The sequence below is a fragment of the Streptomyces sp. NPDC050485 genome, from assembly GCF_044458185.1.
Taxonomy (GTDB): domain Bacteria; phylum Actinomycetota; class Actinomycetes; order Streptomycetales; family Streptomycetaceae; genus Streptomyces.
Genome location: NZ_JBITHR010000007.1, coordinates 224,963 through 250,268, shown reverse-complemented (window position 1 = coordinate 250,268; position 25,306 = coordinate 224,963). Strand labels below are relative to the sequence as shown.

The window sequence follows — 25,306 nt, the reverse complement described above, 5'->3', positions numbered from 1 at the left end:
GTGCCATCGAAATCTGTCGCCCTTAAGAGTGATGAACGAGACGTGCTGGTGGATGCAATATGGCTAGAATCGAGGGCACCGCCACGCCTCGAAGAATGGAGATCTTCCATGCCCCAGATCACCCGTCAAGGTGGAAAGATCAAGGCGCCGGAGGCTCCTCGAATTCCTTCTGTGCTGAGGCCCGCAGATGGTGTCGAGCTGGAGGACGACGCGATCCTGAAGGGGATCAACTTCGATGGTGAGACCTTCGTGGGGCTGGAAGTCGAAGCCGCCGAGGCCGACTCCTGCGTCTTCGCCAACGTCCGCTTCACCGGCACCAGCCTGCGCCAAACTCAGTTCAGTGACAGCAAGTTGGACACCTGTGACTTCTCCCAGATGTCCGCCGGAGACGTTTCGCTGATCCGGTGCACGGTGGAAGGCAGCAGGCTCACCGGCTCCTCGTGGAAGGCCGGTACGTTCCGGGACGTACGGCTCTCCGGCTGCGTAGCAACGCCCGGGATGTTCCGGAATATGAAGATCTACGCGACCGTATTCGAGGATTGCCGACTCGCGGGGATAGACTTTCAGTTCACCGAATTCCACAACGTCAGGTTCGTAAATTGTGACCTGACCGGTGCTCAGTTCGGAAACGTGAAAGTCGGCTCCATGCGAATCGAAAATTGCACGCTTCTCGACGTGGGGGGAGCGGCGTACCTGCGGGGGACCACCGTGGCAGGCCCGGGGTCGATGGAGCTGGCCCTGAGCCTGGCACGTGAGGCAGGGATCGTCTTCGAGTAGGTCAGGCTGCGACCTGTGGGCGGTAGCCGGAGAACTCCGGGCTTGTGATGCCCCGGACGACCCGGTCGAAGTCGACCGGGTCGGTCTTCACCCATGCGGTCATCTCGTCCAGGATGAGCTGGCCGTATTCGGTGAACAGCTCCCGCTTGGTCTGCATGTCGTCGCAGGCGTCCCGAAGGGACGCCGTGTACTGGTCCACGAGCACGTGCTCGCCCTGGCTGTGCTCCATGTACATCAGCGGTACCGCGACGGCCGCAGCGTGCAAGGCAGCGTGCAGCGGCCTCTTCTCGCCGATCTTCACGGCCGAGAGCGCGCGGTTCTCCGCCTTCCCCAACTCGGCCGGCGGGAGGGTGAACATCGGAGACACCGAGTCGAGGATGAACAGCCCCGTGTGGAGGCCCTCATGGACGACGCACATGGCGTAGTCGAGGGTGAGCCACGTCGCCCCGGGGCTCACCATCACGACCCCAGGCATTCGGTTGGCGGAACCGCCGCCATCCGCGCCTGAGTTCAGGACCACGATGTCGGTGACCAGCAGGTCCACCATCCGACGCAGGCCCGGGTTGATCTTCGTGATGAGGTCCAACGCGTTGGTTACCTCGCGGTCCCATACCTCGCGGGTCGGTCCGTCCGAGGGGGAGGCCGGTCCGACGATGTGCGCGAAGATCTGGTTCTCCTTGCAGTGGCCCACCCACCCACTGTCCTCGTATCCGAGCTTGATGCCCTCGGGTTCCGCCTGGAGGGCGGCAGGACGCAGGGTGTTGATCGCCTCGACGTACGCCGGGCGCAGGCAGTCGATCGAGTCCACGTGCTTGCCATTGATGGCGTGGACGAACCGGGCCAGGGTCTCCACCAGATGGCCGGTGTTCAGCATGTGCATGGTCGTGTAGCCCCTCTGCCAGGTGACGGGGTGTGCGCGCCCGGAGTGAGGTCGTCTTCAACTCCGGACGCTGTGTGCAACTGCTGGGCCTGGGTGGCTAGTCATCACAACCTCGGCGTCCGACTGGGCCGTGGTGACCCGGCTCTTGATGCCGGCCGCGACGGGCTCCGGGTCGGACTGGATGGCCGTGATCAGCTCGGCGAACTGCGGCTCGGTGCGCTCGATCTTGACGGGCATAACTGCTCCTTCGTCGGATGAACGTGGGACCTTGCTACCCGCCCCGTGAGGAGCGGGGGCTTTGGGGGCGTCAGACGGCCATGCCGCGCGCCACTATGAGCGCGACGGTGGCAACCCATGCGATGGCGCCGAGCGTCACGGCGATGGCGTCACGCTTCACGCTTCGCTCCGGTCCGGCAGAGGTAGCACCGGCACGGCGGCCACATGTCGGCAGCGGGGGTGGGCGGGGGCGTCTCTTTGTTCGTGGGGTAGACGACCTGGCCCGCGAAGGTCCGGCCGTTGTCCCGCGAAACTCGGATGGTCATGGTCACGGCCGTCACCCCGCCTTGATCGGTCGGTTCAGGTGCGGGTGTCGCAGGATCTCCCGGTTGCACTCGCCCACGGTGCGGAAGTCCCCTTCGCCGTAGGCGTCCGTGCGCTTCTCCGACTGGCTTAAGCACGTCATGCACCGGGGGGGCCGTGCAAGGTGCGCGCTCGGAGGCGGTCCCCGGGCCGGCGCAGTCCGAGGGAACCTTTCGAGCCGGTGAACAGGTACTTCCTCGGAAGCTCGCCACGGCTTCGCCTCGTTCCTGTGTCGCTCGGGGGTTCTCAACGAACGTAAAGCCGGGTGTCCCCAACTCCCAAGAAACTTGCAGATGTTTGCAGCATGGCGATTGACGGGCCTGAACAGTCAGACGACCATCTGACCACCGCGCAAACTCGTGCAAGACAGAAGACGGGAGAGCGATCATGAAGCTACGGTTCTTGGGTAAGAACTCGACTCCGGGCGACAGCCCGACGTTGTACGCCACGGACAAGGGCAGCTACGTCGTGCAGGGTTGGAAGATCTTCGCGAACGATCTGCTCATGCAGCTCGACGTGCCAGCCGGGCACACGGCGGTCGAGGTCCCGATCGAACTGTTTGAGCACCTGACCAAGGACGGACTATCGTCCGGGACGATCAAGAACTTCGTGGCCCCGATCATGATCGTCACCGACCACGGGACGTGCATCCTGCAGGGTCCCAAGATGCGTGACCCGGAAGCCCTGAGCCAGATGCGGCTGCCCGACTACGAGGACTGCATCGAAGTCCCGCGATCCGCGATCCTGAATCTCCTGGAGAAGAAGAGTGGACCTGATCACCAGCGCGCAGCGTGACGAGTTGTTCAACAGCTTCGAGCGCGACGCCTTCCACCTGGAGCTGAGGGACGACTACGGCTCCCCGGTAGAGGACACGCCGTACGTGCGTTGGCAGCGGGGCGAGCCGGACAGCTACGAGTGGCTGGACCCGTGGAAGGACCTGATACGCCGGGTCACGGGGGAGGGCAAGACCGTGCGGCGGGTTCGGGTGATCACGGAACCCCACTCTCAGTACGTCAGATGGGAGCACTCCCTCACGTCGCAGAACATCGACGTTGGCGAGGACATTCGCTGGCTCCCGCGTCACCAGCTCCCCGAGAGGATCAACTTCCCCGTGCAGGGAAATGACTGGTGGCTCTACGACGACAGGCTGCTCGCCGTCGGCCACTTCGATGGCGAAGGCCGTGTTCTCGGATCTGAGCTGATCACCGATCTGGAGACCGTGACTGAGTGCGTCCGCATCCGGGACCTTCTCTGGGGCCTCGCTACTCCCCACACTGAGTACAAGCCCTGATCACCGGATCGTGAGCACAGAGGCACAAGACCAACGAGAGGCGCTGGGCGCCCGCTTGCGCGTGTTCCGGAGAAACGCCGGATACGCCAGCGGGCGTTCCTTCGCTGCGGCCACGGGCTTCCACGAGTCCAAGGTCTCTCGGATCGAGCACGGGCGGCAGACGCCCAGCGAGAACGACCTCCAGGTCTGGTGCGAGGTGTCCGGCCAGCAGGCACAGCTTCCGGACATGATCGCTGCTCTGCGGCACATCAACGAGCTGTGGTTGGAGTGGAAGCGTCAGCTCTCGGATGGAGCGGCGGCGAGGCAGCAGAAGGCCATACCGGTCTACGCCAGGACCAAGCTCTTCAGGATCTGGCATCCGACGCTCATCTGGGGCGCCCTGCAAACCGCGGACTACGCCGAAGACACCTTCAAGCAGGTCGTCAGCTTCTTCGAAGTTCCTGACGACATCGAGGCCGCCCGGGACAAGCGTTTGGAGCGGCAGAAGTACCTCTACGAAGGCGACAGGTCATTTCACGTCCTGCTCGCAGAGCAAGCCCTCTACAGCAACTTCGGCGGCCGGAACGTGATGCTCGCGCAGCTTGAGTGGCTACTGAACGTCATGCGGCTTTCACGATTGAGTCTGGGGTTCATCCCACGGTCGGCCCCGTTGTGGATCTGGCCCGGCAACTCGTTCTCGATGTTCGACGACAAGCTCGTCCTGGTGGAGACGTATTCCGCAGAGCTGACGGTGACGAAGCCCTCGGAGATCGAGATGTATGTCAAAGCCTTCGGGCTTCTCAAGCGATCAGCGGTCTATGGGGACTCGGCCAAGGAGCTGATACGTGGTGCCATCCGGCACTACGACCGGTACTGACACTAGGAGACGAAATGACCGGACGTCTGAACTGGCGTACCAGCACCTACACGAAGACGGACAACTGTGTGGAGGTGGCCGACAACGATCCGGCCACGATTCACGTCCGTGATACGAAGGATCGGACCTGTCCAAAGGTCGAGGCCGGCCGGAAGGCCTGGGGAGAGTTCATCGACTACGTCAGCCACCCCGAGGTCTGATCACACGATGACACAGCGCCGACTTGCCTCGTTCGCCGAGGGCATGGCAAGGCGCGTTACGCAGCTCGGCACGGCGAACCCCGGAGTGAGTACGAGGTCGATCACGAATCCGGGGCTGGCCGGTTCTCCACGCCGCCGCCCCGCCACTCGATCAACTCCCAGTCACTGAGGTCAATGTCGTCGGGGTCGAGGCCTGTCTGTCGGAGGAACTCAACGACGTCGGAGAACCTGTGGGCGACTCCGTAGTGCTCGCCGCGGATCGTCACCGGGCGGCCCTTGGCCCCGGGCGGGTGGACGATGACGGGCGGGTGGTCCATGGATCGCCGTGTCGGGTGGTGCCGAGTTGTCACCGGATGCACGGGTAGGCGGGTAAATCGCTGTCGCGCAGTCGCTCTTGAGCTCGGCCCGTCCGGAGGGTCCGCTGCCTTGCGCTGTCTCGCGGCGGCGGCTCTTGTTCCTCGTCACTCAGCCGTTCGGCCGTGAACGTAGACGGCATGGCCGTAGGAGCCTTCGGGTTGCTTGGCCAGGAGCGGAGGAAGGCGCTGTGACACCGTTGCGACCGCTTCGGAATGGGTGGTGGTGTCGTGTGCTTCCCTATCGGTCCACAACTGCGTCATCCAAATTGTGTCCGGGTCCTCAGGTGCCGTGTTGATGCTGTAGGTCAGCAAGCCGCTGTCATCGCCGCTGGCGCGGAACGCTTCATGGAGCAAGGCGATGAGCGCGTCGCGCCGTCCAGGCAGTGCGGTCATTCGTCCGTAGACGCTGAACATATTCGCGCTGGACATGCCTCGCCCTTTCGCTGGATCTGTCCGCGCCCAGCCTACTCGCCCCCTCCATCACGCGTACTGGTCGTCCTGCGCCGAAGGAGAGCCAGTGTGATGCGCCAGTAGTGGTACGTCAGTTGTTGTGTGACTTCTGCTGCTGGTGCGTCAGTTCCTTGTCGCGGTCCGAAGCTGGAGCCGTTGCTTCTGGCCGAGGACGAGCGGGTGGTGCTGGAACGACGGCCCCGTCGGCCGAAGTCGGCGCAGGCACTTGCTCTGCGGGCGAGGATCGTGCTGGCGTGCCGTGACCGGGCCCATCCCCCATCCCCGGCGGCGGCCGATGCCGGGCTTGGCGGGGCCGGAGACGGCCCCGGCGGAACTGGATCTCGCGGGCGAGCGATAAGCGACAACGGACGGTGGTGACCCTGACCGCCCTGTCGCCCGAACCCGGCCCGATGCGCGGGCCGGGGTTCGGGCCGTCGCGGGATGATCGCCCGCCGCCCGCGGCTACCTCCGGCGACCGGCCCAGCGCATCGGCAGCCTCACGAACGGGACGCGGCCAGGGCGGAGGAGTCGCTGGTGGTGTGCAGGGCCGCGGCAGGCGCGGGCTTCTCGGGGTGGCGGAGATGGTGCTTCTCCACCAGTGCCCCGGCCATGAAGGCCAGCGCCGCGGCCACGCCGACGGCCAGGAGCAGCGTCAGCCACGGCATGTCCCGCCACGGCGGAGCGCTGCGCTTCTTCAACTCGCCCGGCGTGCACGGCAGTTCCGCGAAACCCTGCGCGGGCGAAGGCGTTGATGGAGTCGATGCGCCGGTGCCATCGGTGGGCTGTTCGTGAACCACGGGCTGAACCTCGGCCTGAACCACGGGCTGGACCGCGGTGGGGGCGGGTGAGGGGGCGGTCGCTGGAGAGGCTGGCGTGGGGTCCTGGCCGTCGGGCTTCGTGAACTCGTCACGGTCTCGGACCATGTTTTCGGTACTCCCTTGGTTCGTGTGTTGGTGCGGTCGTGATGAACGCCGTGAGAGTGGTGATGAACGCCGTGAGAGGGCCGCACGGCGGGCGGGCCGGGGACCGGACGCCCTGTCACACACCCCGTGGCCACCCTGATCGCGACCGCGTCGCCGACCGGATCAAGGGGAGACTCACCGTCGCGGACACCGCCCCCGGCCCCGGATCAGTACCGGTTGCCGAGCGCGCCGCTCGCCGAGCCGCTGTGGCCGGACGGCGCAAGGGTGGTGATCCGCACCTTCTGCCCCTGCGTCAGGCCGCTGGTGATCTGGGTGTTGGTGTCTCCCTCGACGCCCACCGTCACCGATGCGGGGTGCGCGGTGCCATCCGTTCCGACCACCGTTACCGTGCGGGTGGGCCCGGTACCGCTCAGCGCCGCCGTCGGCACGTACAGGGCATCGGACGCCTCACCGGCGACGATCTGGACGCTGACGCTCTGTCCGGTATGCAGGTCCTTGGTCGGGCCCATGATGTCGAGCGTCACGGGGTACTGCGCGGTGGTGCCGCCACCGGTGCCGGCGCCGCCGTTCACCGCGAGCGTACCGACCGACAGGACCTTGGCGTTGAGCACGGTGGTGGCCTGGGCGTTCAGGGTGACGGTGGCCGGCTGGCCCGGCTTGAGCCTGAGCGCGTCGGCTTCCGAGACGTTGGCCTTCACCTGCATCCCGGTCGGGTTGGTGATGACGATGAAACCGCTTGGTGCGGACGGGGTGCCGCCCGTGCCGTTTCCGCCCGGGGTGCCCGATGTGGCCGGCGCGCCCGGTGCCGAACCAGGGGCGGCGCCCGATCCGGAGGTGTACGTCGTGCCGATGACCGTCTGGCCGACGGCGGCGCTCACTGATCCGACCGTCCCGTCGACCGGTGCGGTCATCACGGTTCCGTCGACCGTGTGCTGGGCGTTGTCCACCGCGGTCTGCGCCTGGGCCACCTGCGTCTGGGCTTGCAGGAGTTGGGTGGGATCCACAGGTCCGGCGGCGGGGACCGCGTCGACGAACGAGGCGTTCCGGACGGATATGCCGCTGAAGGCCGCGCTTGCGGGCGAGGCGGTGGACGACGAGGGAGTGGGAGTCTTCTGACTGGGCGTCGGTGTCGGGGTGGACTTCGGGGTGGGGGTCGGCGTGGGCGTGGGGGTCGGCGGCTGGCTCGGACCGCCGGAGGGGTTGGCACCGGGACTGGCCGGCGGGCTGGGTGTCTGACCCTCCGTCACCTTGGTGAGGTACGCCTTGGCCGCTGCCAGCGACGTCTTGGCCTGGGCGAGTGCCTGGCGCGCCGCCGTGTCGTCGACCTTGGCCATCACCTGCCCCTTGGTGACCTTGTCGCCGGCCTTGACGTCGACTTCGGTCAGTTGCCCACCGGTGGTGAAGTTCACCAGGGCATCGCTCGGCGATGTCAGCGAACCGGACCCGGTGACGGTTGCCTGCACCCGCCCCGTCGCGACGGCGACCGTGCGGGTGTCCGTCCGGGTGGGAGGGGCGTCGTCGGAGTTCACCACCGCGTAAGCACCGCCCACGGCTGCAAGGAGTACTACGCCGAGCGCCGAATTCAACAGGACGGCTCTGTGCAGCCGTGGAAGGACCTTCATACCGCGGATCCTGACACCCGCCCCCGCCGCGCACCATGACCCTTCGGCCAAGCTTCCGGACCAGGACGTTGGTTAAATGATCTAGCGTACGGGGCCGTCAGGCGGGCCGGAAGGCCCTCGTGCCGACGGGGCGGAGGAACACAGGGGCGTCCTAACTGCGGTTGGGGTTCGGCGCCTTGGCCGTGACCGTCAGCCCGGCGACCAGTCCGGCGAGCAGCAGGGTGGCGACCACCCACCAGAGGGTGGAGGTGTATCCGCCCATGGTCGCTTCGGCGAGCGGCTTCCACAATGCCGGCGGAAGCCCTCGCTGCCCGACGGCGTGCCCGCTCCGGGCCAGCTCGTCAAAGACCGGCGGAGCCCCTGTCACACCACGCAGCCGGGCGGCGATGACCGAGCCGAGGACGCTGCTGAACGCCACCGCGCCGATCGAACTCCCCAGCTGCTGGGCGCTGTTCACCGTCGCCGACGTCACACCGGAATCCTGCGGGGTGCTGCCGGCCGTCGCGATGGCGAAGAGCGGCATCAACGTCACGCCCGTCCCGAGGCCGGTGAGCAGCATGCTGGGTAGCACCTGGGTCGGGTAGGCGCCGTCGAGCGTGAGGCCCCTCAGAAGCAGCACGCCGAGGGCTACGAGCGCCAGGCCCGGCACCATCAGGGTGCGGGGTGCGACGCGGTGCAGCAGCCGGGCGGAGATCTGGGTGGAGCCGACGGCCATCGCGGCGACGGAGGGCAGGAAGGCCAGGCCGGTCCTGGCCGCGTCGTAGCCGAGGACGTCCTGGAGGTAGAAGGTCTGGGTCAGGGAGAGCGCGAGCAGGGCCATGCCGACCAGGAACAGGGTGAGGACGGCACCGAGGCGGTTGCGGTCCTTGAAGACGTACGGCGGCAGGAGTGGACTCGACGCTCTGGTCTGCCACCACGCGAAGACCGCGAGCAGGAGGACGCCACCCACGAGCAGCGCCACGATCCGGGGGTCGGTCCAGCCCCATGTCCCGGCATTGCCGCAACCGTAGGTGAGGGCGGCGAGTCCGCCGGTGCCGAGGACCGCGCCCGGCACGTCCGGGCGCGCCGCGGTACGGCCCGGCCGGTCGTGCACCAGGGTGGCCGCGCCGACCGCGGCGATCGCGGCGATCAGGACGTTGGCGTACAGGCACGGGCGCCAGCCCAGTGCCGTGAACAGCCGGCCGCCCGCGAGCAGGCCGATCGCCCAGCCGCCGCCGGCGATCACACCGAAGACCCCGAAGGCCCTGCCGCGTTCCTTCGGGTCGGTGAAGGAGGTGGACAGCAGGGACAGCGCCGACGGCCACAGCAGCGCGGCGAAGGCACCCTGGAGGGCGAGGGAGCAGATCAGCATGCCGCTGACGGGGGCCGCGCCGCCGAGCGCGGAGGCCGCCGCGAAGCCGACCAGGCCGGTGATCAGCGCCCGTTTGCGGCCCACGAGATCCGCTGTGCGCCCACCGAGCAGCAGCAGACCGCCGAAGGCGAGCGGATAGGCGAGGAACAGCATCCTCAGGCCGGCGACGGGCAGGTGCAGATCGGCTTGGAGGGACGGCGCCATGACGCTCAGGTACGACGCGTTGATCAGCACGAGCAACTGCGCCAGCGTGATCGCCACCAGGCCCCACCAGCGCCGGGGATGCGGACCCCGGACATCGGCGGAAGGCGCGGGCGCGGCGCCGGGGTACGGTCCCGGCGGCGGGCCGAAACCCGGCGCCGGGCGGAGGTCCGCCGGGGCCGTCGGCGCGTACGCGGGCGGTGGAGGCAGCGGCTGGGCGGGCGGGGCAGCAGGGACCGGCGGGGCGGCCGGAGCCTCGGGCGCATAGTCGAGCAACTGGGCCGCATGGCGCCCGAGTTGGGCAAGGACCGGGCCCGGGAGCCACTCCTCGGCCCGGTCCGTCGCCGTGCGCGCGGCCACCTCCGGTGGGGTGGGACGCCCGGCCGGATCCTTGTGCAGACACGCGCGTACGAGGTCGACAAGCGATTCCGGTACGCCCGTCAGGTCCGCCTCTTCCTCGGCGACCCGGAAGAGGTGGGCGTTCAGACCGGTGTCGGTGGCGCCGAAGAGGAGGCGTCCGGTGGCGGCGTGGACCAGGAGCGCGCCCAGGCAGAAGACGTCGCTGGCGGGGGTGAGTTCAAGGCCGCGTACCTGCTCCGGCGACATGAAGCCGGGAGAGCCGACCAGGATGCCGGTGCGGGTGTGCAGGCTGTCCCCGGTCAGGCTGTCCAGCGCCCGCGCGATGCCGAAGTCGATGACGCGGGGGCCGTCGACGGTGACCAGGACGTTGGACGGCTTGAGGTCACGGTGGATCAGGCCCGCCTCGTGCACGGCCTGAAGGGCCAGCGCGAGGCGGTTGGCGAGGACGTGGACCGAGTGCTCGGGCAGTGGCCCGAAGTCCTTGGCGACCACGGTGTGCAGGTCGGGCCCGGGAATGTACTGGGTCGCCACCCAGGGCACCGCGGCCTCGGTGTCCGCGTCGAGCACGTCCGCCGTCCAGGCCCCGCCCACCCTTCGTGCCGCGCCCACCTCGCGCGTGAACCGCTTGCGGAACTCGGGGTGGTGGGCGAATTCGGCCTGGACGACCTTGACCGCGACGGTCCGCCCGATGTCGGAGCGGGCGAGGTAGACGCGCCCCATACCGCCCTCGCCGAGGCGGGCGATGAGGCGGTAGGAGCCTATGTGGGTCGGGTCTTCGGCGATCAACGGGTCCACCCGCAGGAAGTTAGCAAACCGGCCTGCTCCTTGGCCGGTTTTGGCAAGGACGGAACCGTAACTCCCTTTCACGGAAAGGGAGTCGTGTTGTTAATGTTCCGGATGCGCGTGGCGCTTCGGACGACATTTCGGGGGGATTTGTGCAGAACTCAGAGCCGATGCGGCCGGCCGAGCCGCCTGGGCCGCCGGGGGCGACGAGCTCGTGGCAGCACATGCCGGACGTTCCCGCTCCGCCTGCGGCGGCGCCGACCGTCAGCATCGATCTGCGGGTCAGCAAGCGGTTGTTGTGGATCGGCGATGCCGTCTACCCGCTGCGGAACATAGCGCGGGTCCACACGTTCACCATCCACCCCAGGCGCAAGGAAGCCGCACTGCTCTTCTTCAAGAGGGCGGCGATCACACTGTCGGGGGCGATCGGTCTGACCCTGCTGAGCGCGGCCTGGGGAGGACTGCACTCCTTCGGCGGCCGCTCCGACGGCGGGGCCGGAACGCTCCTCGTCTTCGTGTGGCTGGGCGCTGCGGCGGCGCTGATCTGGTCCGGGGTGGAGCTGGCGTCCGTACTGACGGCCCAGTCGCACTACGTGCTGTCCGTCGAGACGTCCGGCCCCTCCATCGCGGTGGTGACCAGCGCCAACCCGGGACACCTGCGGCAACTCGTCGGCTACCTCACCAACGCGATCGAGCACCCGGAGACCGAGTTCCACGTACGAGTGGAGGCTCTCACCATCAGCCCCAAGAACTACTACTTCGGCGACAACGTGAACATGTACGGCGGATCGGGAAACGTGGGGATGGCCAACTCATGAGCGGCGACAACTACTACTTCGGCGACAACGTCACCATGCACGGCGGCCGGAACAATACCGGCATGATCAAGAACTCCGGGACCGGCGACACCCAGGAGGTGCCCCCGGCGCTGACCGAGGCCCTCACGGAACTGCACCACCTGCTCCAGGACCTGCGCGCTCAGGTCCCGCCCGCCAGCGTCCAGGCCATCGACGACTCGTTGCCGAGCATCACCACCGACGCCCCGGTCCCGCAGCAGGAGCGCCACCGCGCGCTGATGGCCGTCGCGGGCATCGCCGCGACCGTGGGAACGGTGGGGCGCCCGGTACTGGAGACGGTCAACAAGATCCTGGACCTCGTGGGCGGGCGGTAACCGCCGCGCAGTCCGGGCGTCTGGGCTGCCGTTCAGGCCCCCGCCTCGTCGCCGTCGAGGTGTTCGGCGATGCGCAGCAGGGCGGGCAGGGCAGCTCGTACGGCAGTGCGGTCGGCCTCGTTCAGGGCGTCGAGGGCGGTGTCCAGGCGGCGTTCGTGGGCCTGGGCCCAGGAGGTGAGCTGGGCGCGGCCGGCTTCGGTGAGGGTGACGACGGAGGCGCGGCGGTCGGCGGGATCGACCTCGCGGGTGACGAGTCCGGCGGTGACCATCTGCCCGACGAGACCTGAGACGGTGCTCGCGGCCAGCCGCTGGCGGGTGGCGAGATCGCTGACGCGGGCCGGTGAGTGCCCGGCGAGGACCTGCAGGAGCTCGACCTGGGCCATGGGCAGGGTTTCCCACGGGTAGTCGGTGCGGATCGACGCGCGCAGCGCACGTCGCAGCCGAGTGACGGCCTCGGTGAGCACGCGGGCGTCCGGCGCGGCGGTCCCGCCGGGCGGCGTCTCGGTGCGGGTCTGCGGCATGGCGTCAGCCTAAAGGGCGTTGCGGCAGGCTGGGTGCGGGGCGTTTTGCCATGCCTGATCTTGCGTGGGTATCCCCGGCTTCAACCGGGGGAGGAGTCACGACTGCTCGGTCCGGGAACCCTCGCGGGACCGGCCCGTGCAGTGGATCGGCGCGCGCGGGCGGACGGCTGGTCACGCGGTGCGGCGGGGCAGCGGTGACTGCCTCCGGAGCTGTCCGCTCCGCCGGTGTACGGGCCGACGCGGGGCATTTGAATCGGTGCGTGAGTATCTGGACTTTACTGGAGCCCGCCGCGACGAGTGTCGACCCGGGGGACAGCGCCGTGGTGAGGCTGCGGGTGCGCAATACCGGGGACACGGTCGAGGAGTACCGGCTGTCCCCACTGGGGGACGGGGCGGGCTGGACCACGGTGGAGCCTGCCGCGCTGCGGCTCTATCCGGGTACGGAGGGGATCGCGGAGATCACGGTCGCTCCGCCCCGCACCCCCGACGCGCCCGCGGGTCCGATGCCGTTCGGCATCAGGGTCGAGCCGCGGGAGCACCCCGGTGCGGGTGACGTGGTGGAGGGCCGGGTCACGATCGGTGCGTACCACGCACTGCGGGCCGAGCTGGTGCCGCGCACGGTGCGCGGGTGGCGGCGGGCCAAGGGGCGCATCGCGGTGGACAACCTGGGCAACCAGCCCCTGACGGCGTCGTTCTCGGCCCGGGACAACGGGGACGCGGTCGAGGTGGCGGCCTTGCCGGGGGCGGTGCGGGTGGCGCCGGGCCGCGCCGGGTTCGCGGAGCTGAACATCACGCCGGGCAAGGTGAAATGGGTCGGCACCACCACCCAGCACCCGTTCTCCGTCTCGGTCCTACGGGCCGACTCACCAGCGCCCGAGGAACTGCACGGCACGTACATCCAGCCGTCGGTGTTTCCGCGCTGGGTGCTCGCGGCGGGCTCGGTTCTCGTGGCGGCGACGGTGGCGCTGACGGTGGTGTGGTTCCAGCACGATCCGAACATCAAGACCCAGGCCGGCGAGAAGGCGGAGGGCGCGGCCCAGCTCACACCCCAGCAGAACTCCCAGGGCCCGGTGGCCAGTCAGGCCCCCTCGGCACCACCGTCGCCGCAGGCCTCCGGCGCGGCCGGCGCCCCCGCGGCCCCGCAGGTGCCCCCGAAGGCGGACGCCCCCAAGGGTGGCGGTGGTGGTGGCGGAGCCGCGCCGCCGCCCCCGGCCAGGAGCGACAGCGGCAAGAAGCTCTCGGTGTCCGAACCGGTGGTCATCAAGAGCCGCGGGAACTCCATCGCCGTGCTCGACGTCCTGGGGGGCAGCAAGGAGAACGGCGCCAAGGTCACCACGTACCAGTGGTCGAACGAGCAGTACGGCCGCAACCAGTGGTGGACGCTGTACCGCTACCCCGACGACACCGTCGCCTTCGTCCCGGGCAACGCGCCGGGGAGCGTGCTCGAAAAGAACGGGAACGACCGGGACACCGCCATCCGGTCGGTCAACGGCGGTGACCAGTACCTCAAGGAGGGCAGGCTGCCCGCCAACCAGAAGTGGCGCCTGGTGGACAAGGGCAATGGCTACGTCAACATCCTCAGCGTCGAGACCAACCAGTGCCTCAGCGACCCGGCGGCCCTCAACGAAGCGGTGCTGGTCTATGACTGCAGCCAGGCCAACGCCCCCTGGCAGGAGTGGAAGATCGGCTGACGCGCCGCCCAGCGGTATCTCCATGCCTCGCGAGGCACCGCACCAGCCGCCGCGCCCCGCCCGACCCTGACCCACCGGACACCCCCAGGTCGCCGGATCCCATCCGTCACTCGAAAGGTTCGGGGCCCGATGTAATGTCGTGCGGGTCCTCCGGCACTGGCCCGGACCGTACGGCGAGAGCGATGACCCCCATGACGCTGGCGTATCTGCCGAGCCCCTCCCAGGGGGTGTGGCACCTCGGGCCGGTGCCGATCCGCGCGTACGCGCTGTGCATCATCACCGGCGTATTCGTCGCCGTGTGGCTGACCGGGCGGCGGTGGGCCGCGCGGGGCGGCAACCGGGAGGACATCGCCGACATCGCGGTGTGGGCGGTGCCGTTCGGCCTGCTCGGCGGGCGGCTGTATCACGTGATCACCGATCCGGAGCTGTACTTCGCCGCCGGAAGGCAGCCCATCCGCGCGCTGTACATCTGGGACGGCGGGCTCGGCATCCCCGGCGCCGTCGCACTCGGCGCGGTCGGGGCGTGGCTTGGCTGCCGCCGGCGCGGCATCAAGCTCGCGGACTTCGCGGACGCCGCCGCCCCGGGCCTGGTGCTGGCCCAGGCGATCGGGCGATGGGGCAACTACTTCAACCAGGAGTTGTTCGGCGTCCCGACCAGCCTGCCCTGGAAACTCCTGATCGACCCGGCGCACCGCCCGGACGACAGCCCCACCGTCGCCTTCTACCACCCCACCTTCCTGTACGAGTCGCTGTGGGACCTCGGCGTGATGGCCCTGCTGCTGTGGCTCGACCGGCGCTACCGGCCGCGCCGGGGGCGGCTGTTCGCCTGCTACGTGCTGGCCTACACCGCGGGCCGCGCCTGGATCGAGGCGCTGCGCGTCGACCACGCCAACCACTTCCTCGGGCTGCGCCTGAACGACTGGGTCTCCGTCGGCCTGTTCGCCGGGGCCCTCGGCTACCTGTACGCCACCCGCCGCTCCGGGCCCCGCGAGACGCCCCCGGAGACGGCGGACACCGGGGCCGGGCACGAGGACGGCGAGCAGCGCTGATCCGGCAGCGGGGACGTCGGCGACAGCGGCGAACGTCCAGGTCGTCGGCCTGAGGGCAGCCGGAATTACCCTCCAAAGACGATTATTTGACGGAATTCATAGGTGTGCTGCGTATGTTTCGCAGTATGCCCTCGATGCGCTCCCGCCCGCCCGGATCCACCACCGCCCGCACCTTCCGGTTTCTCGGGGTCAGTATCCTGGCGGGCGCGCTGGCCGCCGGGATCGCGCTGCCCGTGGTGGGCGCGCTCGGGATGGGCGCCAAGTCCGCCGCGCAGAGTTTCAACAGCCTTCCGGACGTGTTCAAGACGCCGCCGCTCTCCCAGGCGTCCCAGATCTACGACGCCGACGGCGGTCTCATCGCCACCGTCTACGACCGCAACCGCACCGTCATACCCGGCGGGCAGATCGCCCCGGTCATGCGGAAGGCGCTCGTCGACATCGAGGACAACCGCTTCTACCAGCACGGGGCCGTGGACCTGCAGGGCGTGCTGCGCGCGCTGAACAAGAACGCGGCGAGCGGCAGCGTCGCCCAGGGTGCCTCCACCCTCACCCAGCAGTACGTCAAGAACGTGTTCGTGGAGCAGGCCGGCAGTGACCAGAAGGCGGTCCTCGAAGCCCAGCGCCAGACCGTCGGCCGCAAGATCCAGGAACTGCGCTACGCGATCGAGCTGGAGCAGACCCTGCCCAAGGACCAGATCCTCACCAACTACCTGAACATCACCTTCTTCGGCGAGCAGGCGTACGGGATCGAGGCGGCCGCTGAGCGCTACTTCAGCGTGCACGCCAAGGACCTCTCGCTGCCCCAGGCGGCGCTCCTGGCCGGGCTCGTCCAGTCGCCGTCGATGTACGACCCGGTCACCAACGCCCGCCTGGCCAAGGAGCGCCGCGACACGGTGCTGACCAAGATGGCCCAGTACGGCTCGATCACCACCGCACAGGCCAAGGAGGCGATCAGCACACCGATCAAACTCCAGGTCAGCGCGCCACGGCAGGGCTGCATCACCGCCCAGCAGGGTGAGGGCTTCTTCTGCGACTACGTACACCGGACCCTCGTCACGGATCCGGCGTTCGGCAAGACCGCCGCCGAGCGGCAGGCCCTGTGGAGCAGGGGCGGTCTGCAGATCCGCACGACGCTCGCCCCGAAGGCGCAGAAGTCCCTCCAGCAGTCGGTCACCTCCCATGCGTTCACCACGGACGATGCGGCCGCCGTGATGAGCCTCGTCCAGCCCGGCACCGGCAAGATCGTCGCGATGGGGCAGAGCCGCGACTACGGCCTGGGCGCCCACCAGACCGAGATCAACCTCAATGTCGGCACGGACCTGGGCGGCGGTCTGGGCTTCCCGACCGGCTCGACCTTCAAGCCGATCGTGGCGGCCGCCGCCCTGGAGAACGGCACACCACCGGACCAGCGGTTCCCGGCGCCGTACTCCATGCCGTGGCCCGCCATGTCCGACTGCTCGGGCCACACCTACCCGGAGAGCGGCGAGGTCCACAACGACAGCAAGTCCCTGGCCGGACCGTTCGCCATGCCGGACGCCATGGCGCAGTCCGTCAACACCTACTTCGCCCAGCTGGAGGCCGACACGGGTCTGTGCCCGGTGGCGAAGATGGCCAACGCGCTCGGCATCACGGTGCAGGCAGGCGGCACCAAATTGCAGGTGGTCCCCTCGCTCACGCTGGGCAGCAACGACCTGACCCCGCTGGAAATGGCCAATGTGTACGCGACCTTCGCCAATCACGGCACGTACTGCACCCCGGTCGCCATCACCTCGGTGACCAAGCCGGACGGCCGGAACGTCCCGGTGCCGCAGGCCAATTGCCATCAGGTGATGTCCGCGCAGACCGCCGACACCGTCACCACCATGCTCCTGGGCGTCGTCCAGGACGGCACCGGCAAGCCCGCCGGGCTCACCGACCGGGACAGCGCGGGCAAGACCGGCACCACCGACGCCAGCAAGCAGGTCTGGTTCGCGGGGTACACCCCCGAACTGTCCGGCGCCGCCGTCGTCGGCGACACCAGGAGCCCGCAGGACCTCGACGGCCAGAGCATCGGCGGCAGCACCGTCGGCCAGGCATTCGGCGGCACCCTGGCCGGCCCCGTCTGGCGCGACGCCATCGAAGGAGCACTCGCCGGAGACCCCGCCGGAACGCTCACCACGACCCCGCTGCCCGGATCGAAGAAGGGGTAGGGATCCGGCGCGGATCGGTCCGCGCCGGGGAAGTCCCGGCAGCCGTCGCCGATGCGGTCCCAGCCGTCGCTGCCCTTCGAACCCACGTAGCAGCACATTCCGGCCACCTGTGGCGGCGACCCTGTCACCGCCGCGCGGCCGCACCGGCGTACGACACGAAACGGAACGCGGAAGAGCAGAAAGCGGCAGTAGCCGTTCCGTAGTGGGCAGTTGAAGATCCCGCACGTTATCGGTCTGTCGTACGATGCGTCATACCAGAGCGGGACGCTGTGCGTGGAACTTTGCCAACTGAGCACCGAGGGTGATGGATTGACGACTACCGTAAGTGGTCGCCGATCAATGTGGGCCCTACAGCAGCCGAGTTGGGCCTGCCACAATGATCCCTGGGACCACCCCACGCACCGAGGACGCCGATGTCTCATCTCCGCGCACCCGCCGCGCGGCCGGACCGCCGCGAGGGCGGGCGGCACGGCCGCAACGCCACCCGGCCGCAGCAGCCCCCGGCCGACGCCGGTCGCCAGACCCCGGCCGGCCGGGCGCCGACGCCCCCCGGGCCGCGCCCGTCGCCCGAGTCCCGCATACGGCCGCAGCTGCTGCGCGCCGCCGTGCTGCCCGCCACCGTGGCGGTGCTGTGCGGCGCGGCCGCCGTTGCCTTCACTCTGCACTCCACCGGCAAACACCCCTCGCCAGGACTCTGGGCCGCGCTCGCGGGCCTGGCCGCGCTCGCGATCGCCGCTCTGGTCGCGGCCGGAATCGGCGCGGACCGCGCCGCCAAGACGGTGCTCGGCCGCGCCAACGGACTGCGCCGCGGCACCGCCCGATCCGCCGCCGACCTCCGTACCGTCGTCGAGGCGCTGCGCCGCGGCGAAGGCCCGCCCGGGCGCCATGCCCCGGCCCAACTCCCGGCGGGGGCCGACGAGTTCGAGCTGCTCGCGCATGAGCTGAACCGCTCGCACGACGCCGCGGTGGCCGCCGTGGTGCAGGCCTCCCAGCTCTCCAGCAGCGTCGGCAACGAACAGAAGGTCGAGGTCTTCGTCAACCTCGCCCGCAGGCTCCAGTCCCTCGTGCACCGCGAGATCCAGCTCCTGGACGAGCTGGAGAACGAGGTCGAGGACCCGGAGCTGCTCAAGGGCCTGTTCCACGTCGACCACCTGGCCACCCGCATCCGCCGGCACGCCGAGAACCTCGCCGTGCTCGGCGGCGCCATCTCGCGGCGCCAGTGGTCCCACCCGGTCACCATGACCGAGGTCCTGCGCTCCTCCATCGCCGAGGTCGAGCAGTACCCCCGGGTCAAGCTGGTGCCGCCGATCGACGGGACGCTGCGCGGCCACGCCGTCGCCGACGTCATCCACCTCCTCGCCGAACTGGTCGAGAACGCCACCGTGTTCTCCGCCCCGCACACCCAAGTCCTGCTGCGTGCCCAGCATGTGACGGCGGGTCTGGCCATCGAGGTCGAGGACCGTGGCCTCGGCATGCCGCTCACCGAGCAGAACAAGATGAACGCACTGCTCTCCGACCCCGACCAGGTCAACGTCGCCCACCTCCTCCAGGACGGCCGCATCGGGCTGTTCGTGGTCTCGGCCCTGGCCCGCAGGCACGGCATCGCGGTCCGCCTCCAGACCAACATCTACGGCGGAGTACAGGCCGTACTCGTGCTGCCGCAGGGCCTGTTGGGCGCCGAGCAGGAAAGCACCAGCCAGTTGGGCGACGCCCCGCAGCACGCCACCGAGAGCACCGGCCGGATGCCCGCCGTCCCGGCGCCCGCCCAGGTCGCGCGACCCGCCGAGGTGAGCGTCCCGGTCCCGGCCGCCGTCCCCGCGCCCGCCCTCGCCCCCGCACCTGCGCAGCCCGCGCACCAGGCGCGGCCGACCCACGACCTGCCGCGGCCGACCCACCACCTGCCGCCCGTGCCCAGGCCGCGCCTGGACGAGCCGACCACGGCCGGACACGGCAGTGTGCCGCTGCCCGTGCGCGGCACGCACGACGAGCGGCCCAACCCGGCCGCCGCGCCCCCCGGCATCAACCACGGCACCGCCCCCGAGCCCGCCGAACCCCGGCTGCCCCCCGTGCCGCGCGCCCAGAACGGCGCCGTGCGCGGCACCATGGGCCGCCCCGACCTGCCCCGGCGCCGCAGCCAGGAGCACCTCGTACCCCAGCTGCGGGACGCACCCGCACCCCGCCGGGAAGACGAACACGCCCTGCACGACCCGGGGTTGATGGCCGCCTTCCAGCGGGGCATCGGACTCGCCGAGTCCCAGCCGACCCACTCCGCACAGCCGACCCACCTCTCCCTCCAGGCGCACCAGTTGGACACTGACGCCGAACACTCCAAGGAGTAGATGCACCATGGCGAGCGATGCCCCGACCGGACACGTCTCGGACCTCGACTGGCTGCTGAGCGGACTGGTCCAGCGGGTGCCCTACACCCGCAATGCGGTTCTGCTCTCCTCCGACGGTCTGGTGAAATCCGTTCACGGCCTGGACACCGACAGCGCCGACCACATGGCAGCCCTCGCCTCCGGCCTGTATTCGCTGGGCCGCAGCGCGGGGGCGCGCTTCGGCGACGGCGGCGAGGTCAGGCAGGTGGTGGTGGAGCTCGACTCCACGCTGCTGTTCGTGTCCACGGCCGGCTCGGGCACCTGTCTCGCCGTCCTCGCCGGCCGGGAGGCCGACGCGGCGGTCCTCGGCTACGAGATGGCCATGCTCGTCAAGAGCGTACGGCCGTATCTCGTGACCCCGGCCCGGCAAGGCGCCGGATCACCGAGCGGCCTGAGGAATTGACCGTGCCGGCCCCGCAGGACGGCCCGTGGCTGGACGATGCGGCGGGGCGGCTGATCCGCCCCTACACCGTCAGCAACGGACGCACCAGGCCGACCGCGACCCTGGACCTGCTCTCCCAGGTCATGGCCACCGGCTCGGTGCCCCAGGCACACCTGGGGCCCGAGCACTCGCAGGCCCTCGGCCTGTGCAAGGGACCCACCTCGGTGGCGGAGATCTCGGCGCACCTGCGGCTGCCGGCCGTCGTCACCAAGGTGCTCCTGTCCGACCTGGTGGACTGCGGGGCGGTGACCGCACGGGCCCCCCGCTTCCACCACACGCCCACCGACCGATCTCTGCTGGAGGCAGTCCTCGATGGCCTACGACGACGGCTTTGAAGCCCTCCCCGCCGGGGACGCCGTGGACCTGTTCCCGACCGCGCTGAAGATTCTCGTCGCGGGCGGGTTCGGGGTCGGCAAGACGACCTTTGTCGGAGCGGTCAGCGAGATCGAACCGCTCTCCACCGAAGAGCTGCTCACCACGGTCAGCGTGGCGCACGACAGTCTCGAAGGGGTCGAGTCCAAGACGACCACCACGGTCGCCATGGACTTCGGCCGCATCACCCTCGACGACCGCCATGTGCTCTATCTGTTCGGCACGCCCGGACAGGAGCGCTTCTGGTTCATGTGGGACGAGCTGTCCGAGGGGGCCCTGGGCGCGGTCATCCTCGCCGACACCCGGCGGCTCGACGAATGCTTCTCCGCCGTGGACTTCTTCGAGCGGCGCGGGATCGGATTCCTCGTCGCCGTCAACGAGTTCGACGGTTCCTACCGCTACGAGCCGGAGGAGGTGCGGGCCGCCATAGACCTCAAGCCCGAGGTCCCCGTCGTGCTGTGCGACGCCCGCATCGGCAGTTCCGGCATCAGCACGCTGGTCACCCTGGTCCAGCACCTGCTCGCCACCATCCCGGCAGCCACCAGCCATGGAGCCTGACTATGACGTACGACCCGACCGGACACCTGCTGCTCACCCCCGTCGACCGGGAGGCGCCGGTGCGTGTGCAGCGGCTGCGCCAGCTGGGGATAGGGGAGCAGCCCGACCCCGCCTTCGACGAGTTCGCCCACAAGCTCGCCGAGGTGACCGGGGCGCCCTTCTCGATGGTCAACTTCATCGATGAGAACCGGCAGTTCTTCGCCGGACTCCACACCCCGGACGGCACCCGCACCGGCTCCGACCTCGGAGCCGCGGCCACGGCCGGCGGGGTCAGCCGGATCATGGCGCGCGACCACGGGTACTGCCCGCACGTGGTGGTCCGCCGCAAGGCGCTGGTCCTGGAGGACGTCTGCGACTACCCGCGCTTCGCGGGCAATCCCGTCGTGGACGAGATCGGCATCCGGTCGTATCTGGGGGCGCCGCTCATCGACCGTACGGGGATCGCGCTCGGCACGATCTGCGTGGTCGACACCGAACCCAGGCCCTGGGGCCGGGCCGGGCTCGAAACCATCAAGTCGATGGCGGCGGAGCTGGTCGAGCAGATCCACCGGCGCGAGGACGGCGGCTACTGACCGCCGTCCCGCTCGTACGCCGCGCGGTCAGTGGGCCGCGGCCAGCTCCTCCATGCGCACCAGCTCGGAGAGCCGCTGGGACCACTGGCCCTTCGCCGTGCCAAGCGCCGCCTCGGCCAGCCGCAGCAGCTGTACGTCCGAGGTGCCGGCCGGGGCGAAGATGTGGTGGGCATCGCGCAGATACCGCTCGATGGGGCGGTCGGTGAACAGACCGGCCGCCGCGTGGATCTCCATGGCGTTGCGGGCCGAGTCCAGCGCCGACTCCACGTTGACCACCTTGGCGTTCATCAGCTCGGCGTCGCACGGCAGACCCTGGTCGAGCAGATGGACCGCGTGGTAGGCGGCGAGCCGGGCCGTCATCAGCCGGGACTGCAACTGCCCCAACTTGATTTTGATGTTGGGGAGTTCGTGCAACGGCTTGCCGTAACGGATCCGCTCCGTGCAGAACGTGGCCGTCTCCTCCAGGATCGCCTGGTGGATGCCGAGCGAGACGGCGGTCAGGTTGGCCCGCCCGTACAGCACGCTGGAGGAGTACGCGACGGCGAGCCCGTCGCCCTCCTCACCGAGCCGATTGACGGCGGGGACACGGCAGTTGTCGAAGGACAGCTCGCCGAAGCTGAAGCCGTGCAGGCCCATGGACTCGCGGTGCTCGCCAAGGGAGAAGCCCGGCCGGTCGGACTCGACGAGGAAGGCGGAAAGCCCCTGGGAGCCGGGCCCGGTGCGCAGCACCACACCGTGAAGATCGCCGACATGGCTGTTGCCGACATACACTTTCCGGCCATTGAGTAGGTAGTCGTCACCGTCGCGGACCGCACTCGCCGCCATTCCCAGCACATGGCCGCCCGACTCGGGCTCGGTGACCGCGATCGTCGGCAGGCACTCACCCGCGGAGACCGCGGGCAGCCAGGTCTTCTTCTGCTCCTCGTTCCCGAAGTGGACGATCTTGGCGACACCGAGCTGGGAGGCCTGCACCATGGCGCCCATCGCGCCGCTGACCCGGGAGAGCTCCTCGATGATGATGGTCTTGCCGAGGTGCCCCACCCCCATCCCGCCGTACGCGGGGCTGACGGTGGCTCCGATCCAGCCCTGCCGGGCGATGAGCCGTGACAGCTCGTGCTGGACGGTGCGAGCTGCCTCCATCTCGGCGATCCGTGGCCGGACCTCGCGTTCCGCGAAGTGCCTGACGTCTTCCCTGAGTTGATGGTGCAGCCGGGTGTTGAAGTATCCGTCCATCCGTGAGCCCTCCTCCGCGAAACGCCTGTCGCGGGTGGCCCGCGCAGGTGGTGCATCGGCAGTGGTCCCGTTCCGAAGAGGCCGACCCCCCTCATGCTGTTGATCACCGTCGGCTCGTACAACGTTCATCGTCAACTTTGGCCGGAACCCGGCGTGTTGACGTGTGGTTGACGATGTGTTCTGTGTGGTCCGGCCCGTTCGGTCCCCGTCGATTGCATCCCCTTCACCCATGTTTCTGCCACATGCCCACGGCAAAGGTTTCGTGGGCATGTGGCACTGAGGGACAGCAAGCGGAATCAGATGGGCACGGTCGTGACATCCGAGGACAGTTGAAGAACCGATTCGGCTTCGAGATCGACGGAAATGAACTCTCCTTGATCCGTGTGGGTGAACGGCACAAGCCCACGCTGCCGTACGGACCAGCCCCTTCCCTTCGCTGAGGTGGCGTCGGGTGGCGGATCGCCCCGCAGCGGACCGGAGTTGACCCGCGAACAGACGCCCCGCGCAACCGACCCGGAATGCCGCGCGAGCACCCCTGCCGCACCGCTGACCTGGCCGCCTTCCGTACGGGGCGAAGCATGGCGGAACCCTGTCCGGCGGCGGTGCGAGCGGTTGCGGAGCGAGGCGCGGCGAGTGAAGCGCTGAATCGACGGTACGGCACCGCCCGGGGAAGTCCGCGCGGGCCGAGGGCCCCGATGTCTGAACTTCCGTTCACCGCAGGGGAGTCGATCACAAACGAAGCGAGCCTGAACGCCCTTTCGCACGAGAACGCCAACGCCCGTGCGCAGCGCGTTGGGGTACGGTGCGGCGCGAACGGTGTGACTGGGTGGTGCAGGGGCGCAGGCCGGAGCGGGCGATGCGGAACCGGGCGCCGCTGTCGTCGCGTTCCCTCGGTATTGGCGCGATCCGGCCGGGAAGCAACTGTATCCGGACACCCGCCACTGAGGCGATACCCGGATTGGCCGAGCGGCGCGCGTGAGGGAACAGGCCCGCGTGGTCCGTGAGGTGTGGGGAAGTGGTGAGGAATCCGGCCACCTGCCGTGTCATGCGAGCGAGGGCCCGGCCGATGCCGGGAACCGGCTGCCGCGATGTACCCGCATCGGCCACCGGCATCGAGAACAATGCCCAGCATGCCCGTCGGCCGGCGCCCCGCCGCCCTTCGCACCGGCGTTGCCCTGCGCCGCCCGGCCCGCCCGGCAACACCGCCCGACGAGAAGGAAGTTGACATGACCGACCTCCGTATCGGCGTCATCGGATACGGCATGCGCGGCAGCATCGCGCGCACCGCGCACCGGCCGGGACGCGGTGCGACCGTCGCCGCCGTCGCGGACCCCGACCCCAGGGCCCGCGCGGCCGCCGCCACGGCGTTTCCCGGCGCGCGCGTCGCCGGTGACCACCGGGAGGTGACCGAGGCCCCGGACCTCGACGCCGTGCTCGTCCTCACCCCGGACCACACGCACGCCGACGTCGCCTGCGCGGCCCTGCTCGCCGGCAAGCCGGTCTTCGTGGAGAAGCCCCTCGACATCACGGTCGAGCGCTGCGACGAGATCCTGCACACCGCGCGCGAGACCGGCACCCGGCTGTACGTCGGCCACAACATGCGGCACATGCCCGTCGTGCGGATCATGCGCGATCTCATCGGCCGGGGCGCCATCGGCACCGTCAAGACGGTCTGGGTGCGCCACTTCGTGGGGTACGGCGGCGACTGGTACTTCAAGGACTGGCACGCCGAGCGCCAGTACACCACCGGCCTCCTGCTGCAGAAGGCCGCGCACGACATCGACGTACTGCACTGGCTGTCCGGCGGCTACACGCGCGACGTCCAGGCCATGGGCGATCTGATGGTGTACGGCGACAACCCGCATCGCAGGGCGCCCGGCGAGCCCAAGACGGACGACTGGTACACGGAGGACGGCCACTGGCCACCGCACAGCCAGCGCGCGCTCAACCCCGTCATCGACATCGAGGACGTCTCGCTGCTCAACATGCGCCTCGACAACGGCGTCCTCGCCTCCTACCAGCAGTGCCACTTCACCCCCGACTACTGGCGCAACTACACGGTCATCGGCGACGCGGGCCGCCTGGAGAACTTCGGCGACGGCCCCGGTGGCCAGGTGAAGGTCTGGAACTCCCGGCGCTCCGAGTACCGCCCCGAGCCCGACGAGACGCACGAGATCCCCCAGGCCCAGGACGACCGGGGGCACGGCGGCGCGGACCCACTGATCATCGACGAGTTCCTGCGCTTCGTACGCGAGGGGGGCCGTACCGACACCTCGCCGGTGGCGGCCCGGATGGCGGTGGCGGCGGGCTACCAGGCCACGGCCTCCCTACGGGCCGGCGGCACCCCCCGCGAGGTCCCGCGGCTCGACCCCGAACTGGCGGCGTACTTCGAGCGGGGGCAGCGGTAGGGGAGCGGCCGAGGCCGGGTCGGGGCTCGGGCCGTGGGCGGGCGCGCGGCCGGGCTGCGTCGTGCGTCGCGCCGGGAACGGGTTCGTGACCAC

The 25,306-nt window shown here is 69.5% G+C and carries 25 protein-coding genes; 16 read left to right on the top strand and 9 right to left on the bottom strand.

Going from position 1 to position 25,306, the window contains the following annotated elements; genetic code table 11:
* Positions 1-108: 108 nt before the first annotated feature.
* A complete protein-coding gene (locus ACIBK6_RS17190; RefSeq protein WP_399052063.1) occupies positions 109-777 on the top strand; it encodes a pentapeptide repeat-containing protein in 669 nt (222 codons plus the stop codon).
* Position 778: 1 nt separating this feature from the next.
* Here the strand turns inward: ACIBK6_RS17190 and ACIBK6_RS17185 are convergent, their stop codons facing one another.
* Both ACIBK6_RS17185 and ACIBK6_RS17180 read right to left on the bottom strand, forming a co-directional pair.
* Complete coding sequence (locus tag ACIBK6_RS17185) at positions 779-1,657, bottom strand: aKG-HExxH-type peptide beta-hydroxylase (protein ID WP_399052062.1); 879 nt, start codon at positions 1,655-1,657, stop codon at positions 779-781.
* A 57-nt stretch (positions 1,658-1,714) separates the two neighbouring features.
* On the bottom strand, positions 1,715-1,894 hold the full coding sequence (locus tag ACIBK6_RS17180; RefSeq protein ID WP_399052061.1) for a hypothetical protein: 180 nt from the start codon (positions 1,892-1,894) through the stop codon (positions 1,715-1,717).
* A gap of 729 nt (positions 1,895-2,623) precedes the next feature.
* Here ACIBK6_RS17180 and ACIBK6_RS17175 point away from each other — a divergent pair.
* The 4 genes from ACIBK6_RS17175 to ACIBK6_RS17160 are packed head-to-tail and all read left to right on the top strand — an operon-like array spanning position 2,624 to position 4,583.
* Positions 2,624-3,031 (top strand): hypothetical protein, encoded by a 408-nt coding sequence (locus ACIBK6_RS17175; RefSeq protein WP_399052060.1) that lies wholly within the window; start codon positions 2,624-2,626, stop codon positions 3,029-3,031.
* A complete protein-coding gene (locus tag ACIBK6_RS17170) occupies positions 3,003-3,527 on the top strand; it encodes a DUF6879 family protein (protein WP_399052059.1) in 525 nt (174 codons plus the stop codon). Before ACIBK6_RS17175 ends, ACIBK6_RS17170 begins: the two co-directional genes overlap by 29 nt.
* A 10-nt stretch (positions 3,528-3,537) precedes the next feature.
* Positions 3,538-4,383, top strand: a complete 846-nt coding sequence (locus tag ACIBK6_RS17165; RefSeq protein WP_399052058.1) for a helix-turn-helix domain-containing protein — start codon at positions 3,538-3,540, stop codon at positions 4,381-4,383.
* A 14-nt stretch (positions 4,384-4,397) separates the two neighbouring features.
* Positions 4,398-4,583 (top strand): DUF397 domain-containing protein, encoded by a 186-nt coding sequence (locus ACIBK6_RS17160; protein WP_399052057.1) that lies wholly within the window; start codon positions 4,398-4,400, stop codon positions 4,581-4,583.
* 101 nt (positions 4,584-4,684) lie between these two features.
* On the opposite strand, the gene ACIBK6_RS17155 is transcribed toward ACIBK6_RS17160, so the two are convergent.
* From ACIBK6_RS17155 to ACIBK6_RS17135, 5 genes are all read right to left on the bottom strand, one after another.
* Positions 4,685-4,900, bottom strand: a complete 216-nt coding sequence (locus ACIBK6_RS17155; protein WP_399052056.1) for a hypothetical protein — start codon at positions 4,898-4,900, stop codon at positions 4,685-4,687.
* A 144-nt stretch (positions 4,901-5,044) separates the two neighbouring features.
* Entirely contained in the window at positions 5,045-5,368 is a 324-nt protein-coding gene (locus ACIBK6_RS17150) for a putative quinol monooxygenase (protein WP_399052055.1), read from the bottom strand.
* Positions 5,369-5,886: 518 nt separating this feature from the next.
* A complete protein-coding gene (locus ACIBK6_RS17145; protein ID WP_399052054.1) occupies positions 5,887-6,312 on the bottom strand; it encodes a hypothetical protein in 426 nt (141 codons plus the stop codon).
* A 206-nt stretch (positions 6,313-6,518) separates the two neighbouring features.
* Positions 6,519-7,934: an efflux RND transporter periplasmic adaptor subunit gene (locus ACIBK6_RS17140; RefSeq protein WP_399052053.1), complete on the bottom strand. Its 1,416-nt coding sequence runs from the start codon at positions 7,932-7,934 to the stop codon at positions 6,519-6,521.
* A gap of 151 nt (positions 7,935-8,085) precedes the next feature.
* Positions 8,086-10,641, bottom strand: a complete 2,556-nt coding sequence (locus ACIBK6_RS17135; RefSeq protein ID WP_399052052.1) for an MDR family MFS transporter — start codon at positions 10,639-10,641, stop codon at positions 8,086-8,088.
* Between the two features lie 212 nt (positions 10,642-10,853).
* Between ACIBK6_RS17135 and ACIBK6_RS17130 the strand changes: the two genes are divergently transcribed.
* Both ACIBK6_RS17130 and ACIBK6_RS17125 read left to right on the top strand, forming a co-directional pair.
* Positions 10,854-11,447 (top strand): DUF6232 family protein, encoded by a 594-nt coding sequence (locus ACIBK6_RS17130; RefSeq protein WP_399052051.1) that lies wholly within the window; start codon positions 10,854-10,856, stop codon positions 11,445-11,447.
* Entirely contained in the window at positions 11,444-11,800 is a 357-nt protein-coding gene (locus ACIBK6_RS17125; protein ID WP_399052050.1) for a hypothetical protein, read from the top strand. Before ACIBK6_RS17130 ends, ACIBK6_RS17125 begins: the two co-directional genes overlap by 4 nt.
* Before the next feature lie 32 nt (positions 11,801-11,832).
* Here ACIBK6_RS17125 and ACIBK6_RS17120 read toward each other — a convergent pair whose 3' ends face one another.
* Positions 11,833-12,321: a MarR family winged helix-turn-helix transcriptional regulator gene (locus tag ACIBK6_RS17120; RefSeq protein ID WP_399052049.1), complete on the bottom strand. Its 489-nt coding sequence runs from the start codon at positions 12,319-12,321 to the stop codon at positions 11,833-11,835.
* Positions 12,322-12,581: 260 nt separating this feature from the next.
* Between ACIBK6_RS17120 and ACIBK6_RS17115 the strand changes: the two genes are divergently transcribed.
* The 8 genes from ACIBK6_RS17115 (at position 12,582) to ACIBK6_RS17080 (ending at position 21,572) form a co-directional block, all read left to right on the top strand.
* Positions 12,582-14,012 carry an RICIN domain-containing protein gene (locus tag ACIBK6_RS17115; RefSeq protein WP_399052048.1) on the top strand — a complete coding sequence of 477 codons (1,431 nt, stop codon included), beginning with the start codon at positions 12,582-12,584 and terminating at the stop codon, positions 14,010-14,012.
* A gap of 191 nt (positions 14,013-14,203) precedes the next feature.
* Complete coding sequence (gene lgt, locus ACIBK6_RS17110; protein ID WP_399052192.1) at positions 14,204-15,061, top strand: prolipoprotein diacylglyceryl transferase; 858 nt, start codon at positions 14,204-14,206, stop codon at positions 15,059-15,061.
* A gap of 125 nt (positions 15,062-15,186) precedes the next feature.
* Positions 15,187-17,250 (top strand): transglycosylase domain-containing protein, encoded by a 2,064-nt coding sequence (locus ACIBK6_RS17105; protein WP_399052047.1) that lies wholly within the window; start codon positions 15,187-15,189, stop codon positions 17,248-17,250.
* A gap of 413 nt (positions 17,251-17,663) precedes the next feature.
* Positions 17,664-19,589 (top strand): ATP-binding protein, encoded by a 1,926-nt coding sequence (locus ACIBK6_RS17100; RefSeq protein ID WP_399052046.1) that lies wholly within the window; start codon positions 17,664-17,666, stop codon positions 19,587-19,589.
* Positions 19,590-19,596: 7 nt separating this feature from the next.
* Positions 19,597-20,031, top strand: coding sequence for a roadblock/LC7 domain-containing protein (locus ACIBK6_RS17095; protein WP_399052045.1), 435 nt, complete (start codon positions 19,597-19,599; stop codon positions 20,029-20,031).
* A 2-nt stretch (positions 20,032-20,033) separates the two neighbouring features.
* A complete protein-coding gene (locus tag ACIBK6_RS17090) occupies positions 20,034-20,405 on the top strand; it encodes a DUF742 domain-containing protein (RefSeq protein ID WP_399052044.1) in 372 nt (123 codons plus the stop codon).
* The gene (locus ACIBK6_RS17085) at positions 20,383-21,000 is read left to right on the top strand and encodes a GTP-binding protein (protein ID WP_399052043.1); all 618 of its coding nucleotides are present in this window, start codon (positions 20,383-20,385) and stop codon (positions 20,998-21,000) included. The genes ACIBK6_RS17090 and ACIBK6_RS17085 overlap by 23 nt, the downstream gene beginning before the upstream one ends.
* Positions 21,001-21,002: 2 nt before the next feature.
* Complete coding sequence (locus ACIBK6_RS17080) at positions 21,003-21,572, top strand: GAF domain-containing protein (RefSeq protein ID WP_399052042.1); 570 nt, start codon at positions 21,003-21,005, stop codon at positions 21,570-21,572.
* 27 nt (positions 21,573-21,599) lie between these two features.
* Here ACIBK6_RS17080 and ACIBK6_RS17075 read toward each other — a convergent pair whose 3' ends face one another.
* Entirely contained in the window at positions 21,600-22,805 is a 1,206-nt protein-coding gene (locus tag ACIBK6_RS17075; RefSeq protein WP_399052041.1) for an acyl-CoA dehydrogenase family protein, read from the bottom strand.
* A 1,226-nt stretch (positions 22,806-24,031) separates the two neighbouring features.
* Here ACIBK6_RS17075 and ACIBK6_RS17070 point away from each other — a divergent pair.
* Positions 24,032-25,213, top strand: coding sequence for a Gfo/Idh/MocA family protein (locus ACIBK6_RS17070; RefSeq protein WP_399052040.1), 1,182 nt, complete (start codon positions 24,032-24,034; stop codon positions 25,211-25,213).
* Positions 25,214-25,306 lie beyond the last annotated feature (93 nt).

What these genes read in the sequence shown, in the direction of transcription:
- ACIBK6_RS17125 (WP_399052050.1), top strand. Translation starts at nt 11,444, where the DNA reads ATGAGCGGCGACAACTACTACTTCGGCGACAACGTCACCATGCACGGC.
- ACIBK6_RS17130 (WP_399052051.1), top strand. Translation starts at nt 10,854, where the DNA reads ATGCCGGACGTTCCCGCTCCGCCTGCGGCGGCGCCGACCGTCAGCATC.
- ACIBK6_RS17070 (WP_399052040.1), top strand. Translation starts at nt 24,032, where the DNA reads ATGACCGACCTCCGTATCGGCGTCATCGGATACGGCATGCGCGGCAGC.
- ACIBK6_RS17145 (WP_399052054.1), bottom strand. Translation starts at nt 6,312, where the DNA reads ATGGTCCGAGACCGTGACGAGTTCACGAAGCCCGACGGCCAGGACCCC.
- ACIBK6_RS17085 (WP_399052043.1), top strand. Translation starts at nt 20,383, where the DNA reads ATGGCCTACGACGACGGCTTTGAAGCCCTCCCCGCCGGGGACGCCGTG.
- ACIBK6_RS17155 (WP_399052056.1), bottom strand. Translation starts at nt 4,900, where the DNA reads ATGGACCACCCGCCCGTCATCGTCCACCCGCCCGGGGCCAAGGGCCGC.
- ACIBK6_RS17120 (WP_399052049.1), bottom strand. Translation starts at nt 12,321, where the DNA reads ATGCCGCAGACCCGCACCGAGACGCCGCCCGGCGGGACCGCCGCGCCG.
- ACIBK6_RS17190 (WP_399052063.1), top strand. Translation starts at nt 109, where the DNA reads ATGCCCCAGATCACCCGTCAAGGTGGAAAGATCAAGGCGCCGGAGGCT.
- lgt (WP_399052192.1), top strand. Translation starts at nt 14,204, where the DNA reads ATGACGCTGGCGTATCTGCCGAGCCCCTCCCAGGGGGTGTGGCACCTC.
- ACIBK6_RS17180 (WP_399052061.1), bottom strand. Translation starts at nt 1,894, where the DNA reads ATGCCCGTCAAGATCGAGCGCACCGAGCCGCAGTTCGCCGAGCTGATC.
- ACIBK6_RS17140 (WP_399052053.1), bottom strand. Translation starts at nt 7,934, where the DNA reads ATGAAGGTCCTTCCACGGCTGCACAGAGCCGTCCTGTTGAATTCGGCG.
- ACIBK6_RS17095 (WP_399052045.1), top strand. Translation starts at nt 19,597, where the DNA reads ATGGCGAGCGATGCCCCGACCGGACACGTCTCGGACCTCGACTGGCTG.
- ACIBK6_RS17150 (WP_399052055.1), bottom strand. Translation starts at nt 5,368, where the DNA reads ATGTCCAGCGCGAATATGTTCAGCGTCTACGGACGAATGACCGCACTG.
- ACIBK6_RS17080 (WP_399052042.1), top strand. Translation starts at nt 21,003, where the DNA reads ATGACGTACGACCCGACCGGACACCTGCTGCTCACCCCCGTCGACCGG.
- ACIBK6_RS17185 (WP_399052062.1), bottom strand. Translation starts at nt 1,657, where the DNA reads ATGCACATGCTGAACACCGGCCATCTGGTGGAGACCCTGGCCCGGTTC.
- ACIBK6_RS17160 (WP_399052057.1), top strand. Translation starts at nt 4,398, where the DNA reads ATGACCGGACGTCTGAACTGGCGTACCAGCACCTACACGAAGACGGAC.
- ACIBK6_RS17075 (WP_399052041.1), bottom strand. Translation starts at nt 22,805, where the DNA reads ATGGACGGATACTTCAACACCCGGCTGCACCATCAACTCAGGGAAGAC.
- ACIBK6_RS17175 (WP_399052060.1), top strand. Translation starts at nt 2,624, where the DNA reads ATGAAGCTACGGTTCTTGGGTAAGAACTCGACTCCGGGCGACAGCCCG.
- ACIBK6_RS17105 (WP_399052047.1), top strand. Translation starts at nt 15,187, where the DNA reads ATGCCCTCGATGCGCTCCCGCCCGCCCGGATCCACCACCGCCCGCACC.
- ACIBK6_RS17100 (WP_399052046.1), top strand. Translation starts at nt 17,664, where the DNA reads ATGTCTCATCTCCGCGCACCCGCCGCGCGGCCGGACCGCCGCGAGGGC.